Annotated in this window: 12 protein-coding genes; 9 read left to right on the forward strand and 3 right to left on the reverse strand. The window is 66.2% G+C overall.

Going from position 1 to position 15,503, the window contains the following annotated elements; translation table 11 throughout:
• The gene (gene mug, locus VGM20_13935; GenBank protein HEY4101968.1) at positions 1-570 is read left to right on the forward strand and encodes a G/U mismatch-specific DNA glycosylase; all 570 of its coding nucleotides are present in this window, start codon (positions 1-3) and stop codon (positions 568-570) included.
• A gap of 31 nt (positions 571-601) precedes the next feature.
• On the opposite strand, the gene VGM20_13940 is transcribed toward mug, so the two are convergent.
• Entirely contained in the window at positions 602-1,816 is a 1,215-nt protein-coding gene (locus VGM20_13940; GenBank protein ID HEY4101969.1) for a 6-bladed beta-propeller, read from the reverse strand.
• A gap of 35 nt (positions 1,817-1,851) precedes the next feature.
• Entirely contained in the window at positions 1,852-3,777 is a 1,926-nt protein-coding gene (thrS, locus tag VGM20_13945) for a threonine--tRNA ligase (GenBank protein ID HEY4101970.1), read from the reverse strand.
• Between the two features lie 64 nt (positions 3,778-3,841).
• Between thrS and VGM20_13950 the strand changes: the two genes are divergently transcribed.
• From VGM20_13950 to VGM20_13985, 8 genes are read left to right on the forward strand one after another with little or no spacing between them, the layout of a single operon-like run.
• Complete coding sequence (locus VGM20_13950; GenBank protein ID HEY4101971.1) at positions 3,842-4,285, forward strand: hypothetical protein; 444 nt, start codon at positions 3,842-3,844, stop codon at positions 4,283-4,285.
• Positions 4,282-6,951, forward strand: coding sequence for a valine--tRNA ligase (locus tag VGM20_13955; GenBank protein ID HEY4101972.1), 2,670 nt, complete (start codon positions 4,282-4,284; stop codon positions 6,949-6,951). The genes VGM20_13950 and VGM20_13955 overlap by 4 nt, the downstream gene beginning before the upstream one ends.
• Positions 6,939-8,351 (forward strand): carboxypeptidase-like regulatory domain-containing protein, encoded by a 1,413-nt coding sequence (locus VGM20_13960; protein ID HEY4101973.1) that lies wholly within the window; start codon positions 6,939-6,941, stop codon positions 8,349-8,351. Before VGM20_13955 ends, VGM20_13960 begins: the two co-directional genes overlap by 13 nt.
• On the forward strand, positions 8,348-8,896 hold the full coding sequence (locus VGM20_13965) for an HAD family hydrolase (protein HEY4101974.1): 549 nt from the start codon (positions 8,348-8,350) through the stop codon (positions 8,894-8,896). The genes VGM20_13960 and VGM20_13965 overlap by 4 nt, the downstream gene beginning before the upstream one ends.
• A 10-nt stretch (positions 8,897-8,906) precedes the next feature.
• The gene (locus VGM20_13970; protein HEY4101975.1) at positions 8,907-9,503 is read left to right on the forward strand and encodes a formyltransferase family protein; all 597 of its coding nucleotides are present in this window, start codon (positions 8,907-8,909) and stop codon (positions 9,501-9,503) included.
• A 15-nt stretch (positions 9,504-9,518) separates the two neighbouring features.
• Complete coding sequence (gene purH, locus VGM20_13975) at positions 9,519-11,048, forward strand: bifunctional phosphoribosylaminoimidazolecarboxamide formyltransferase/IMP cyclohydrolase (GenBank protein ID HEY4101976.1); 1,530 nt, start codon at positions 9,519-9,521, stop codon at positions 11,046-11,048.
• Between the two features lie 27 nt (positions 11,049-11,075).
• Entirely contained in the window at positions 11,076-13,442 is a 2,367-nt protein-coding gene (locus VGM20_13980) for a DUF2723 domain-containing protein (protein HEY4101977.1), read from the forward strand.
• A complete protein-coding gene (locus VGM20_13985) occupies positions 13,433-14,497 on the forward strand; it encodes a YCF48-related protein (GenBank protein HEY4101978.1) in 1,065 nt (354 codons plus the stop codon). Before VGM20_13980 ends, VGM20_13985 begins: the two co-directional genes overlap by 10 nt.
• On the opposite strand, the gene VGM20_13990 is transcribed toward VGM20_13985, so the two are convergent.
• Positions 14,478-15,494 (reverse strand): M20/M25/M40 family metallo-hydrolase, encoded by a 1,017-nt coding sequence (locus VGM20_13990; GenBank protein ID HEY4101979.1) that lies wholly within the window; start codon positions 15,492-15,494, stop codon positions 14,478-14,480. The genes VGM20_13985 and VGM20_13990 overlap by 20 nt on opposite strands.
• Positions 15,495-15,503: the final 9 nt, after the last annotated feature.

Raw genomic sequence — 15,503 nt, forward strand, 5'->3', positions numbered from 1 at the left:
ATGCCACGATCCGCCGCCACTCCGCCTCCCCGCCCCACGCGCGCCGAACTGGAAGCCGCCAACGACAAGACGATCCGCGACATCATTGCGCCGGGGCTCGACGTCCTCTTCTGCGGGATCAACCCTGGACTCTACTCCGGGGCGACCGGCCATCACTTCGCGCGGCCGGGGAACCGTTTCTGGGGAGCGCTCCATGCCGGCGGATTCACCGCGCGCACGCTGCACGCCTGGGAAGAGCGCGAGCTGCTCGATGTCGGCTGCGGGATCACCAACCTCGTGGCGCGCACCACGGCGACGGCGGCCGAGCTCGACCGCGAGGAATATCTCGCCGGGCGCAAGCAGCTGGAGCGGAAGGTCCGGAGGTACACGCCGCGCTGGGTGGCGTTCGTGGGGATCGGCGCGTACCGCACCGCGTTCGAGCGGGCCAAGGCGACAATCGGCGAGCAGGAGGAAGTGATCGGCGAGAGCCGGATCTGGGTGCTGCCGAATCCGAGCGGGCTCAACGCGAATCATCAGGCCGCCGACCTGGCGCGGATGTTCGGGGGGTTGCGGCGGGCGGTGGAAGGCTGACGGGTCGCATCCACCGCGGCCCGTTCCCCGGTCACTGACCGGCGGCCAGGCGGAATATCTCCACGCTCTCCACGTCGCTGTCGTCGCGGGCAATCCCGAGGACGTAGTCCGCACCGATCTCCGTCGGCGTGAACCGCGCGGGCATGACCACATCGTCGACCCATAGGCCCTGCGGGTCGAACACGGACCACGTGGTCGGCGTGTCGGAGCTAGGGCTGGAGCTCCATCCGTCACCCATACCTGCTTCGCGAACCCAGAGCCTGCCAACGCGATCGGCAATCAGCTGCGAAAACGCAGGGAGCGTGGCAAACGACGGGGCAGCCTTGATCGCCGCCAACACAGTTGCGGAATCGGCAGATCCCCGGGTCGACGACTGCAGGATCGCAAAACTGTCGATGACCGCCCTGGTCACCTTCAGCGGCGACCATTGGCGACGAATGATGTGATCCAGGTGCCCGCTGAGTGAATAGACGCGGATGGAATACTCTGCCGAAAAACCCGCGAACACCGCTCCACGATTTGCCGCGAAGAAGGCGGCCGGAGCGAAGAGCGGTGCGACCGGCTCATCGTGCGCCATTTGCAGCACGTACGCAGGGAACGCACCGATCGACCCGGCGACAGCATTCTTGCCGCCGACGATCGCCAGGTAATAGGAGTCGACCAATCGCATACCCGGAGACGGCATCGCTGGCCTTTTCGTGCTAGCGATGAGTCGGTAGCCACCAGGCATGAGCGCAAGCACCAGGCGGTTCCCCGGGGTGATCTGAATGGGCGGATTGATCGCGTCGAGAAAATGGATGAAGCGACCGGTATTGGTGAAGTACTCGATCGAACCCCAGGGATCGCCGGCCGCGAGGGTGTCGCCCGGAAGAATCGAAAATGCCCCCAGTGCACCGAATTCCCCGGGGCCGTCTCCTTTTCGTCCGACGGCCTTGATGAAACCACCTGCAGGAGTGAAGAATCGAAGTTGTCGAGACCCGGCGTCCGCGACGACGATCCGGCCATCGGCGAGACGGCCAGCTCCGGCGATCCGGCTGAATTGGTGGCTGGTGTCTGCATTCGGGCCGATGATCAACAGCGGAGATGCAAGCAAGCGCTCCGCATGGGCGCCGGCACGCTGCGGACGTGAGTTTTCCACGATCCGGATGCCGGCGCTGTCGCGGCTTCCCTGCGCGCTCAGACCGTGCAATCGGCCACCCGCGCATAGCACGATTGCGACGACAACGCCGGTGCCCGACCGTCTCACTTGCCGCTCACAGGATCATCCATCGGGTCGTTCTCCTACGGCGCCAGCGCCCGACTCCTGACCTCCGCCAGCAGCCGCGCGGCGAATTCCTCGACCGGCACGATCTCCTGCTTGTTCCCCGCTCCGCGCACCCGCACCGCGACGGTTCCCCCATCCGCTTCACGCTGACCGATCACCGCCATGTACGGCACGTGCATCAGCTCGCCGTCGCGGATCCGGTAGTTGAGCGTTTCGCCACGGTCGTCGAGATGGGCGCGAAGCCCGGCATCGCGCAGCCGCTCCGTGACCGCGCGCGCGGCATCCAGCTGGGTATCGCCGATCGGAAGGATCCGCACCTGCTCGGGTGCGAGCCAGAGCGGGAACGCCCCGGCGAAGTGTTCGATCAGGATCGCCATGAACCGCTCGAACGAGCCGCTCACGGCGCGGTGGATGATCACCGGACGGTGCTCGGTGTTGTCCTCGCCGACGTACGAGAGGTCGAAGCGCTCGGGGTTGGAGTAGTCGAGCTGGATGGTGCCGAGTTGCCATTTCCGGCCGATCGCGTCCTCGACGTCGAAGTCGATCTTGGGACCGTAGAACGCACCATCGCCGGCCTTGAGTTCGTACGGCAGGCCAGTTGCCTCGAGGGCGTGACGAAGGGAGCGCTCCGCTTCATCCCACATCTGGTCGGAGCCGATCCGCTGCTCCGGCCGCGTGGCGAACTTGAGCGCCGCCTTGAGGCCGAAGGTGGCGTAGTACTTGAGGATGAACTGCACCAGTCGATGCACCTCGGCCTGGATCTGCCGCTCCATCAGGAAGATGTGGCAATCGTCCTGCTGGAACTGGCGCACGCGGGTCAGCCCGGAGAGCGCGCCGGAGACTTCGTTGCGATGCAGCACGTCGTACGTGTTGTAGCGCAGCGGCAATTCCTTGTACGAATGCTTCTTTGCCTGATACAACAGGTAGTGCGACGGACAGTTCATCGGCTTGAGCGAGAAGTCGTGCTCGCCGGTTTCCTTGTCGAGGACCAGGAACATGTTCTCCTGGTACTTCCCCCAATGTCCGGAGATCTCCCAGAGCGCCTTGTTGAAGAGGAGCGGCGTGCGCACTTCGTGGTAGCCGTCGCGCTGCAGCTCGCGGAGGTAGCCGTTGATCTCGTTGATCATCACCGTGCCGCGATCGGTCCAGAAGGCGGCGCCCGGCGCGAAGGGATGGAACAGGAAGAGATCGAGATGCCGGCCAACCACGCGATGGTCGCGCTTCTTGGCTTCATCGAGCCGCGAGAGATGCTGGGCAAGATCGTCCTTCTTGAAGAAGGCAGTGCCGTAGATCCGCTGCAGCATCTGTCGCGACGAATCGCCACGCCAGTACGCGCCCGCGCCCGACAGCAGCTTGAAGTGCTTCAGCTTCCCGGTGCTCGGCACGTGGGGGCCGCGGCAGAGATCGACGAACGGACCGTCGGTGTAGACGGTGATCGTCTCGTCGGCGCCGAGTTCGGAGATGCGCTCGAGCTTGAGTGGATCGTCGGCGAACCGGCGATTCGCCTCGTCGCGGTCGACGACTTCGCGCACGAACGGATAGTCGTTGGCGACGACGACGGCCATCTTCGCCTCGATCTCCTCGAGATCCTCTGGCGTGAACGGTCGCGGCACGGCGAAGTCGTAGTAGAACCCCTCGTCGATCGCGGGGCCGAAACCGATCCCCGCGTCGGGAAAGACCTCGCGCACCGCCGTCGCGAGGATGTGCGCGGCGGAGTGACGCAGGACGCCGAGGGAGTCGGCATCGCGCTCGGTGAGAATGGCGACGCGATCACCGTCCTCCAGAGGGCGGGAGAGATCGCGGATCTGGTCGTTCACCCGGATCGCCACGGCGGCGCGTGCGAGGCCGGGGCCGATCGCCGCCGCCAGCTCCGCTCCGGTCGTCCCGGGCGCGACTTCGCGCACGGAGCCGTCGGGAAGGGTGACGCGGATCGGACCGGACATCGCGGGTGCTGCGCTCGCAGTTGGCACCATATCTCTCCTGATTCGAGGCTTGTAGTTTATCACCATGGCGCGCATCACAGTACGCAGCACGACCGATCGGAGTCACCCGGCGGCAACCATCGGCGTGGTGGTTGCCGGTCTCGGGCTGGGCCTGGCGGTCGGATTCATTCTCGGCGAACTCGCCGGTCCGCTAGCCGCGCGAACGATCCGCCGGCGGGGAAATGGGGCCGTTCCGCGGCCGGTAGTCGCCGACCTGGTGCGTCGGGCCGAAGATGCCCTCGCGCTCGACCCGTCGCTCGACGCGCTGGCGCTCGACGTGGTCGCGGTGCGATCGGGTGGCGTCGAGCTGCACGGCTGGGTCACCGATCGCCCGATGCGGGTACAGGTGCTCCGGCGCGTCGCCGAGGCGATTCATCCCGCGGCAGTGATCGACTGCCTTCGTGTCACCGGCGAAGACGACGAGGAGTCGTTGCCGGTCGAGTACGCCGCCGGTCCATGCATCGCATGACTGCTCCGCTCGCACCGCAATTCGATCCGAAGGAGATCGAAGGGCCGCTCTATCGCTGGTGGCTCGAGCAGCGCCTCTTCCACGCCGATCCCGACGCTCCCGGCGACCCGTACGTGATCCAGATGCCGCCGCCGAACGTGACCGCGCGGCTGCACATGGGCCACGGGCTCAACGACACCGTCCAGGATGTCATCATCCGCTTCGAGCGGATGCGCGGTCGCAACACGCTCTGGATGCCGGGGACCGACCACGCCGGCATCGCCACGCAGAACGTGGTGGAGAAGCAGCTCGCCCGCGAAGGGCTGACGCGCTTCGATCTCGGGCGCGACGCCTTTGTCGACCGGGTGAAGGCGTTCGTCCGCGAGACCGGCGGCGAGATCCTCACGCAGCTCCAGGCGCTCGGCTGTTCGGCGGACTGGGATCGCACCTACTACACACTGTCGCCGGAGCTCTCCTCGACGGTCCGCGAAGTCTTTGTGCGGCTCCACGAAAAGGGGCTGATCTATCGCGGGAAGTACATCGTCAACTGGTGTCCCCGCTGCCTGACGACGCTGAGCAACGAAGAGGTCGAGAAGGAAGAACAGCCATCCTCGCTCTGGCACTTCCGGTATCCGCTGGCAAACGGCGTGGGGAGCATCGTGGTCGCCACGACACGTCCGGAGACGATGCTCGGCGACACCGGGATCGCGGTGCATCCTGATGATCCGCGCTACCAGGCGATCATCGGAGAACTGGTCCAGCTGCCGCTCACCGACCGGCAGATTCCGATCGTTGCCGATGCAGCGGTCGATCCCGCGTTCGGAAGCGGTGCGGTCAAGGTCACGCCGGCGCACGATCCGATCGACTTCGAGATCGGGCAGCGCCACGGATTGATGACGATCGACGTCATGACGCCGGAAGCGCGGATGAGCCAGACCGTGCCGGAATCGTTCCAGGGACTCGATCGCTACGACGCGCGGCGACGCGTCGTCGCGGCACTCGACCAGCTCGGATTCCTGGAGAAGATCGAGCCGCATACCCACGCCGTCGGCCACTGCTATCGCTGCGGCACCGTCGTCGAGCCGCGGCTCTCCGATCAATGGTTCGTCAAGATGGCGCCGCTCGCCAAGCCGGCGCTCGCGGCGTATCGCGACGGCACGCTTCGCTTCATTCCCGAGTTCCAGGGCGGTGTGTACGCGCACTGGCTGGAGAACATCCGCGACTGGTGCATCTCGCGACAGCTCTGGTGGGGACACCGGATTCCGGTCTGGTACTGCCAGCACGACGGCTGCCGCCAGATGATCGTCGCGCGTGAAGATCCGGCAGCGTGTCCATCGTGTCACGGCCCGGTGGTGCAGGACGAGGATGTGCTCGACACCTGGTTCTCGTCGTGGCTGGTGCCGTTCACGTCCCTCGGCTGGCCGGAGCGGACAGCGTCGTTGCAGCGATTCTATCCCAGCCACACGCTGATCTCGGCGCCGGAGATCATCTATCTCTGGGTCGCGCGGATGATCATGTCGGGGATCGAGTTCATGGGCGAGGTTCCCTACACCACGATCTACCTGCACGGCACGGTCCGCGACACGCAGCATCGCAAGATGTCGAAGTCGCTCGGCAACGGGATCGATCCGGTTGCCGTGATCGACCGATACGGCGCCGACGCGCTGCGCTACACCGTCGTCAGCGGGATGTCGGTGGGGACCGACGTGATCCTCGATCCCGACGACCTCGAGACGTCGTTCGCCTCGGGGCGGTACTTCGCCAACAAGCTGTGGAACATCGGACGGCTTCTCCTCGGACATCTGGCGGACGGAGCGGCGCCACTCGATGCCATCGCGCCGGAACGACTGACCCTCGCCGACCGCTGGATCCTGTCGCGGCTGCACGACGCGATCGGCGAGGCGACCTCGTCATACCAGTCGTTCGAGCTCAATCACGCGACCGCGGCGATCTACCATTTCCTCTGGACCGACTTCGCCGACTGGTACCTGGAACAGATCAAGCCGAGGCTCTACGGCAACGTTGACGGCGGAGATGTGGCGCGAGCCATTGCCGCGCATGCGTTCGACGTCGCCCTGCGGTTGCTGCATCCGGTGATGCCGTTCATCACCGAAGCGCTCTGGCAGCGGCTGCCGAACCACGAGGGCGGCGCATCGATCGTCCGCGCGGCGTGGCCGGCGGGCAGCTCCGCGCGGCTGGATGCCGCGGCCGTCGAAGACTTCACCACGGTACAGCGACTGGTCGATGCGATTCGCGGCGTGCGCGCCGAATACAAGGTGCCACCCGGGACGCCGGTGCACGTCACCATCGCCGATGCGAGTGCACTGGCGCAGCGTGCCATTGCCGCCGAAGGTGACACGATCCGCCGGCTGGCAAAGGCGAGTGCACTCGAAGCCGGAAGTGGTGGAGGGCAATCGGGAGGCACGGCGGTCCTCGACGACGGGACCAAGATCATCGTCCCGCTGGGCGATCTCGTCGACATCGAGAAGGAGTGCGCCCGGCTCGGCGCCGAGGCCGACAAGCTCGACAGGCTGATCGCGTCGCAGGAAGGGAAACTGGCGAACGAACAGTTCGTCTCCCGCGCGCCGGCCGCGGTGATCGAGAAGGAGCGGGAGAAACTGGTCGCGTGGCGTGCGCAGGTGGCTGCCATGCGCGATCAACGGCGCACGCTGGGATGTGCCGGCTGAAGCGGTGGGCGCTCTTCGCTCTCACCGCGGGTGTGATCGCGTGTGCGCGGATGGAAGCACCTCCCGGTGGCCCACCGCGGTTCATCGCGCCAGTCCTGCTGAGCACCTTCCCCGCCGATACGACCTGCGTCGCACCGCTCCGCGGCGACGCGGAGTTCGTCCTCGATGAGGTGGTGAGCTACGGCTCGCAACCGAATTTCGGCCTTGGTACCGGCGACATCGAGAAATTGGTCCTGCTCTCGCCGGACACGCTTATCCCTGCGGTGGCGTGGCAACGAAATCGGATCGGCGTGCGGCCACGCCATGGCTGGCGGCCGAACACCGCCTACCGGATCGAACTCCTCCCCGGTCTGCGCGACGTCCATCCCCGCCAGAACCAGATGAAGACCGGCGGCGTCATTTCCTTCAGCACCGGCGGCGCCTGCCCCACTCGGTCGCTGTCGGGGCGGGCCGTCGACTGGGCGACGCGACGCGGCGTCCCGCAGGCATTCGTCGACGCGATTCACCTTCCCGATTCGTTGCATTACCGGACCATCGCCGACTCGACCGGACGCTTCGTGATGCAGCGGCTCCCCGACGGGATCTTCCTGGTGCGCGCAGTGATCGATCAGAACCAGGATCATCGCTGGCAGGTGACCGAGTCATGGGATACGGTGCGCGCGGGTCCCGGCCGAGATTCGGTGGGCGAGATCTGGGCATTCCAGCGCGACACATTCCCGCCAAAGATCCAGACAGCCGCGCGGCAGGACTCGAACACCATCGCGGTCACGTTCACACGGCCGGTCGATCCGTTCCTGCGGCTGGACAGCACCGCGATGCGGGTCGTGGTGATCCTGCCATCGGGCGATTCGGGGTCGATCGGGCCGATCGAGGCGATGCCGAAGGCGCTCTACGATTCGCTGCATCCGGCGGTCGCGGCGCACTCGGCTGCGAAGGACAGCGCGGCGGTGCGGGATTCGGTCGCGAAGGATTCGGCGCGGAAGGCCGAGGCACTCCGGCCGACGCTCACCAAGATCATCAAGGCACCGCCGGTGGTCGACGACTCGCCGAAAGAGAAGCGGCCTGAGCTCGGCACGATCATCGTGATCCGGACGCGCGGCAAATTGCAGCTGGGGGAGAAGTACGTCATCGAACTGAAGGGAGTGAAGCTCGCCGGCGGGGCGACAGGAAATCCTCCGCTCTATCCATTTGAGGTGCCGAAACCGACGGCGGCGGATAGTGCGAAGGCGAAGACCGATTCGATCGCCAAGGTGAAGGCCGATTCGATCGCTCGCGCGAAGACAGACTCACTCAAGACAGCGCGGGATACCACCCGGAAGCCGACGCGGCCTGACTCCGGCACCCCCGTGATACCGCCGCCGGTGAAGGCGGACACCCACCGCGTGGTCCGGCATCGATGACGGGCAACGGATCGCCGCGGCGCGCCGTCTTCCTCGATCGTGACGGGACGCTGATCGACGATCCGGGATATGTCGACGATCCCGCACGAGTCCACCTGCTCCCTGGAGTCGCCGAGGCGCTGCAGGCGCTCGAGCGGGCCGGGTTTCTCCGAATCATCATCACGAATCAATCGGCGATCGGTCGCGGGTGGATTACCTCCGATCAATACCTCACGATCCAGCGGGAAGTCGAGCGGCAACTCATCGCTGCGGGCGCGTCGATTGACGCTACGTATCACTGTCCCCACACGCCGGACGCCGGATGCACCTGCCGCAAGCCCGGGACTGCACTCCATCGGGAAGCGGTCGCCAGCTGGACGATCGATGTCGCTGCAAGCTGGTGCGTCGGCGACCAGATCCGCGACCTCGAACCGGCGCGGGAGCTGGGCTGCCGGTCGCTCCTGGTCCGCACCGGGAAGGGAGCCGCCGCAGTTGATGAGGCGGTCGCCCTGGGGGCTGCCGTCGCTGACGATCTCGCCGCGGGGATCGGGCTCCTCACTCGTTAGATTTGCGCCCGTGACGTACCGGGTGGCGGTCGCGGCCTCCGGCCGTGGTAGCAATTTCAGTGCACTCTGCGACGCGCTGGCGGGAAGCGACACCGCTCGAGTGGTGCTGCTGATTACCGATCGAGATGCACCGGTAATGAGCGCCGCCACAGACCGCGGCGTCGCCTCCCACCGGCTTGTTGATTCCGCCAGCGCCGACGAATGGCGCCGGGCACTCGTCGAGGTGTCGTGCGACCTCCTCGTTCTCGCCGGCTACCTGCGACTGGTGCCGGCGGGGGTGGTCGAGGCGATGCGCGGACGGATCATCAACGTTCATCCGGCGCTGTTGCCGGGATACGGTGGCAAGGGGATGCACGGCGATCGAGTACACGCCGCGGTGCTCGCCGCCGGCGATCGAGAGAGCGGTGCCACGGTGCATCTCGTCGACGAAGTTTATGACCGCGGCGAGATCCTGGCGCAGGGGCGGGTTGCCGTGCCGCCGGGAGCGACCAGCGCGGAACTGGCGCGAGCGGTGCTGGCCGTCGAGCACCGAATTCTTCCCGCCGCGGTGCTCGCCGCCGCAGCGGCCGGACGACCGGTACGATTCGAGTTTGCTGATGCTGTCTGATCGGAGATGCCGCTGATGCCGCGTGCGCTGATTTCGGTGAGCGACAAGCGTGGAATTCTCGCCTTTGGCGAAGGCTTGGCGCGCCTGGGGTGGGAGCTGGTCTCCACCGGCGGGACGGCGGCGCTCCTGCGCGAGGGCGGTGTCGATGTGACGACGGTCGACGAGGTGACCGGCTTCCCCGAGATCCTCGACGGGCGCGTCAAGACGTTGCATCCCGCGATCCATGCCGGGCTCCTCACCCGTCCCGATCGCACCGAACATCTCCGGCAGATGGACGAATTCGGCTTCGACCGGTTCGACCTCGTCGCGGTCAACCTCTATCCGTTCCAGGCGACGATCGCGCATCCGGGCGTGACGTTCGAGGATGCGATCGAGAACATCGACATCGGCGGTCCCTCGATGTTGCGATCGGCAGCGAAGAACTTCGAGTACGTCCTCCCCGTCGTCGATCCGAAGGATTACGCCCGGGTGCTCGACCTCCTCAGCCGCGGCGAGATCGATTTCGAGACCCGCCGCGAATTCGCCGCGAAGGTCTTCATTCATACCGCCGACTACGACAGCGCGATCGCCCACTACCTCACGCCGTGGCAGGACACGCTGCCGCCGCGGGTGACGCTGTCGATGGAGCAGCGGCAGGTGCTGCGCTACGGCGAGAACCCGCAGCAGCGCGCCGGCCTCTATGTGACCGAGGAGCCGCGGGGCATCGGTGACCTGACCCAGCGGCAGGGGAAGGAACTGTCGTTCAACAACATCCTCGATATCGACGCCGCGATGCTCGCGGTCGCATCGTGGAGCAACGAGGTTGCCTGCGCCGTCATCAAGCACACCACACCGTGCGGCGTGGCACTGGGGCGGTCGGTCGCCGAAGCGTTTCAGCGCGCCCGCGCATCTGATCCGGTGTCGGCGTTCGGGTCGGTGATCGCGTTCAACACGGTGGTTGATCGAACGGCGGCGGAAGCGATGAGCGACCTGTTCATCGAGGTGGTGGTCGCCCCGGCGTTCCACGCCGATGCCCTCGCCGTCTTCTCGGCGCGGAAGAATCTCCGGGTGGTGGAGTTGCCGGTGACGCGGGCCCCGCACGGGCTCGACTGGAAGAAGATTCGCGGCGGGTTCCTGATTCAGGACCAGTTCACCTTCTCACCGGCCGAAGAACACTGGCGCGTCGCGACCACGCGTGAACCGACCGAGGAAGAGATGAATGACCTCCGCTTTGCCTGGGCAGCGGTGGCCACGGTGAAGTCAAACGCCATTGTGCTGAGCCGCGACCGGCAGACGATCGGGATCGGCGCCGGGCAGATGAGCCGGGTCGACGCTGCCTTTCTCGCGATCTACAAGGCGCGCCAGTCGGGACACCCGACGGCGGGCGCCGTGCTCGCCTCCGACGGCTTCTTTCCGTTCGCTGACGGCGTCGAGCAGGCGGCATCGGCCGGGGTCCGCGCAATCATCCAGCCCGGCGGATCGGTCCGCGACGCCGAAGTCACCGAAGCGGCTAACAAACTGGACATTGCGATGGTATTGACCGGTGTCCGGATGTTCCGCCACTAGGGAATCATGGTTTCTCAGGAGCACCACTTGAACGAAGATCGCGACACCCGCCCGCCCTATCTCTACGCGGCGCTGACCTTTCTGGTCATCTTCATCATCTACTGCTTCACGCTCTCCCCGACCACGGCGTTCTGGGATACCTCGGAGTACATCGCGGCGGCCAAGGTGCTCGGCATCCCGCATCCGCCGGGGAATCCGCTCTTCACGCTGATGGCGCACGTGTGGGGGATGATGCCGCTGGCGGGGAACTACGCCAAGCGGATCAACTACTTCGCGGCGTTCACCAGCGCGGCGGGCGCCGGGTTCTGGTTTCTCGTCGCGGAGCGGTGGATGCGCGGGATCCTGCCGGCGCGCGGTCCGCGGATTGCCGCGGCGTTCGCCGGGATCTTCGCCAGCGCGATGGCGTGGACGGTGTGGAACCAGTCGACGGTGAACGAAAAGGTGTACACCGTCTCGATGCTCAGCATCGCGATGATCACCTGGTGCATGGTGCGGTGGGGCGATCTCGAGGATTCGCCGCGGCGCAACAACCTGCTCATCCTTGCGGCGTATCTCGGGGCGCTGACGTCCACTAACCACATGATGGGCGTCCTCGGTATCCCGATGATCGCCTTCTACGTGCTGTGGAGCTCACCGCGCCTCGCGATCCAGCCGTGGGTACTGCTGATGGCGTGGGTGCTCCTCCTTGGCGTTTCGGGAATTCTCGGCGACTCCCTGGCAATTCTCACGCACGGTGGCGGATGGGGAAATTCGGCAGCCACCCTGACCTATCCGTCCAGCTCCGACTCGTCGTCGTTCACCGCGCTCACCCGCATCGGCGGGATGCTGATCATGGTGGCGCTCGCCGGCTGGGGGATCTACAAGGACCGGAAGAATCCGCTGCTCTACATCGGCGTCCTCGCGGTGCTGATCGGCTTCACGCTCAACTACATCTACCTCCCGATTCGCGCGGCGCAGCATCCATCGATCAACGAAGGGGAGCCGACCGGATTCTTCTCGCAGGCGCTCAGCGACGTCATCAACCGGATCCAGTACGGCAAGGGCCCGGTCTCCCAGCGGATGTCGCCGTTCGGCGCGCAGCTCGGGATGTACTGGCACTACTGGAGCTGGCAGTGGGCCAAGGATATCGGCGGCTTCGCCAGCGCCGCGACCGGGATCTTCACGGCGCTCTGCGCCTGGGGACTCGGGATGCTCCTTGCCAAGGACAAGAAGAGCGGGACCGCCGCCGCGATCATGCTCGTCATCCTGACGCTGGCGCTGATCTACTATCTCAACTTCCGCTACATGTACACCTATCCCGGCGTGTCGAACGACGACAAGGAGGTCCGTGAGCGCGACTACTTCTTCGTCGCGTCATTCGCCTTCGTCGGCGTCCTGATTGCGGCCGGATTTGCGGCGGCCATTCGAGCGACTGCCGAGTGGCTCGGCGGCCGGGTGAGCGAACAGAAACGATGGCTCGCCGGCACGCCGGTCCTGGCGCTGGCGCTGATCCCGCTCCTCGGCAATCGCGGCAGCGCTCCGCGCAACAAGGAGACGCTCGCGAGCGACTTCGCCGTCGACATGCTGCAGTCGGTCGACCCGTACGGAATCCTGATCACCGCTGGCGACAACGACACGTTCCCGCTCTGGTTTGCGCAGGAGGTCCTCGGTGTACGTCAGGACGTGACGCTCGCGAACCTGTCGCTGATGAATACCGATTGGCACCTGCATCAATTGGAACGGCGCGTCACCCCGCCGTTCAATCCCGCCGATGCACCACCGATCTGGCGACTCGGCACCGATTCCAACGGCGTCCCGCTGACCGGCGGAGCGCCCGAAGCCCATTGGGAGATGCCGCACGGGTCGGTCCTCAATGAATCGATCGGGACCCTCGATTCGATTCCGGAGCTGAACCAGGTCAGCGGCGACTCGCTGACGATCGGCGCGATCGGGATGAAGCTCGGCACCACGACCCTGACCAAGAGCGATATCGCCACACTGCTCCTCATCAAGGACAACCTCGGGAAGCGGCCGATCTTCTTCTCGTGGAGTGACGGCAACTATCCCGACCAGACGTTCGGCCTGTCGAACTACCTCGTCGGCCAGGGGATGGTGCGGAAGCTGATGACCGCGCCGGTAGTGGTGCATGGGCCGATCACGAACTCGGCGATCGGATTCGTGGACCTCCCCAAGTCCCGCACGCTGCTCTTCGACGTCTACCATCCGGAGGCTGCAGCACACGATCGTCCGCTCGGCTGGTTCGATCCGCCGTCGGCATCGATTCTCTGCCTCTACGAAATCGTCTACAGCGGGTTCGGACAGGCGCTGCTCCAGGCCGGCGACACCACGCACGCCGCCAAGGCCGAGTCGGTTGCCTCACGGGTGCAGCGGTCAATCAGCGGTCAATGCGCGTGAGGATCTCCTCGGCGTCGATGGCGATGGCGATGGCGGCCGCAATGCTCGTCGCCGCGAGCGGCAGCGGTCAGCAGCCACGCGTCACCGAACAGACGAGCGGCGTCCGTTCGCTGTTGCAGTCGGTCAGCGCGGTCAACGAAAAGGTCGCGTGGGCCGGCGGCGCGAACGGGACCGTCGTTCGCACCATTGATGGCGGCGATCACTGGGAGCGGCGGCCGATCGATGGTGCCGCGCGCCTGGAATTCCGGGGCATTCACGCGATCAGTGGCAACGAAGCGTGGGCGCTGAGTGCCGGGAACGGCGGCGCGTCGCGGATCTATCACACGACTGACGGCGGCGACCACTGGACGCTGCAGTTCACCAACACCGACTCCACTGCATTCTTCGACTGCATCACCTTCTTTGATGCACGGCATGGCGCGGCGTACAGTGACGCGTCGCAGGGGCGCACAACGGTGCTGCGCACGGAAGACGCCGGCGCACACTGGATGCTGCTGCCGCAGAGCGCCGTTCCCGCGCCGCTCGCCGGCGAAGGCGGCTTTGCATCGAGCAACAGTTGCATCGTCAGCGTCGACGGGCGGCACGGTTGGATCTCCGCCAGCGAGCCCGGCGCGCGGATCTTCCACACCGTCGACGCCGGAGCCACCTGGACGATCGCCGCGGCGTCCACTCCGTTCTTTCACAGCAGCACCGGCGGGATCACGGCGATCTCGTTCCGCGACGCCAAGCACGGGATCGGCGTTGCGGCGCGGGTCGATGCCGCGATGGCGCGCGACACCACCTCCGCCAGCGTTGCCACTACCGATGACGGCGGCATGACCTGGACGTTGCGCACGCGGCCGCCGCGCGCGGGGTCGCTCTCGGGCGTGGCGCTCGTGCCGAAGGCCGGCGACAGGACCGCAGTTGTGGCGGGATATGGCGGACTGTTCGTGACCCGTGACAACGGCCAGACGTGGGATGTGGCGACGACGAATGGCTATTGGGCGGTTCGCGCGGCAGGAAAGCGCGCATGGGCCGTTGGCCCCGGCGGCAGGATTACCCGGCTCGATTTCTGAGCAGGGTGCGCGCCAGCTTCACGTAGAGTTCCACACCTTCGAGCAGATCGCCGATCGGCATATGCTCGTGATCGGTGTGGGCGACGTGAATCGTCCCCGGGCCGAACTGGTAGCAGGTTCCCCACGATCCGTGATAGGCGAGATCCGAGGCGTACGCGACCGTCGTTGACGGCCAGCCGGGAAGTGCCGGTGCCGTTGCCATCGGAATCCCCCCGGCGACCGTGACGTCGATCTGGTCGCCTGCCGCGGCGGTGATCGCCGCAACGATCGGTTCGGCCGGACCGACCAATCGAACATGAATATCTGCGCGCGCCGACGGGGCGATCACATTCGGGGCTTCGCCTCCGCTGATCCTGCCGATGTTCAGCGTGCAGGGGCCGAGGACCGGATCCACGGGGAGTGGGAGGGCGCGAATCCGTGCGAGTGCGTCAAGAAGGCGATTGATCGCCGAATCGCCAAGCTCGGGATAGCCGGAATGCGCCGCCCGTCCGCGCGCGCGCAGTACGACCTTGCAACTTCCCTTCTGCGCCGTGACGAGCTTGTTCTCTGTCGGCTCTCCGTTGATGAGAAACGACCCCTTCGGCTCCAGCGACGCCGCCGCGATCGCGCCCGCCGAGCCGTCTTCCTCGTCCACCACGAAGAGCAACCCGACGCGCTCTTCGCCCTCGGCCACCAGTTGCTCAGCGGCGGCAATCATCGCGGCGGCGATCCCCTTCGCATCGCAGGCGCCGCGACCGCGAATCATCTCGGCGTCGACCGAGATCGGCAGCTGCGGCGGCACCGTATCGAGGTGCGTCGAGAAGACGACCACCGGTGCACCGCGATGCGCGTAGACATTGTCGCGTCCCGGCGCCACTTCCTGACGCTGCACTCGCCACCCACGCCGCCCGAGAAACCAGGCGATGTATTCGACGACGTCGCCCTCGGAGCGGGTCTCCGACGGGATGGCCATGAGGTCGCGGGTGAGTGCGACCGGATCGATGATTGAATGGGTCACGCGAGAGAA

This window comes from Gemmatimonadales bacterium (genome assembly GCA_036500345.1).
GTDB lineage: Bacteria > Gemmatimonadota > Gemmatimonadetes > Gemmatimonadales > GWC2-71-9 > Palsa-1233.

Bases quoted from the DNA above. Each gene is read 5' to 3' on its own strand.
- VGM20_13955 (HEY4101972.1), top strand. From the start codon at position 4,282: ATGACTGCTCCGCTCGCACCGCAATTCGATCCGAAGGAGATCGAAGGG.
- VGM20_13985 (HEY4101978.1), top strand. From the start codon at position 13,433: ATGCGCGTGAGGATCTCCTCGGCGTCGATGGCGATGGCGATGGCGGCC.
- purH (HEY4101976.1), top strand. From the start codon at position 9,519: ATGCCGCGTGCGCTGATTTCGGTGAGCGACAAGCGTGGAATTCTCGCC.
- thrS (HEY4101970.1), bottom strand. From the start codon at position 3,777: ATGTCCGGTCCGATCCGCGTCACCCTTCCCGACGGCTCCGTGCGCGAA.
- mug (HEY4101968.1), top strand. From the start codon at position 1: ATGCCACGATCCGCCGCCACTCCGCCTCCCCGCCCCACGCGCGCCGAA.
- VGM20_13950 (HEY4101971.1), top strand. From the start codon at position 3,842: ATGGCGCGCATCACAGTACGCAGCACGACCGATCGGAGTCACCCGGCG.
- VGM20_13965 (HEY4101974.1), top strand. From the start codon at position 8,348: ATGACGGGCAACGGATCGCCGCGGCGCGCCGTCTTCCTCGATCGTGAC.
- VGM20_13960 (HEY4101973.1), top strand. From the start codon at position 6,939: ATGTGCCGGCTGAAGCGGTGGGCGCTCTTCGCTCTCACCGCGGGTGTG.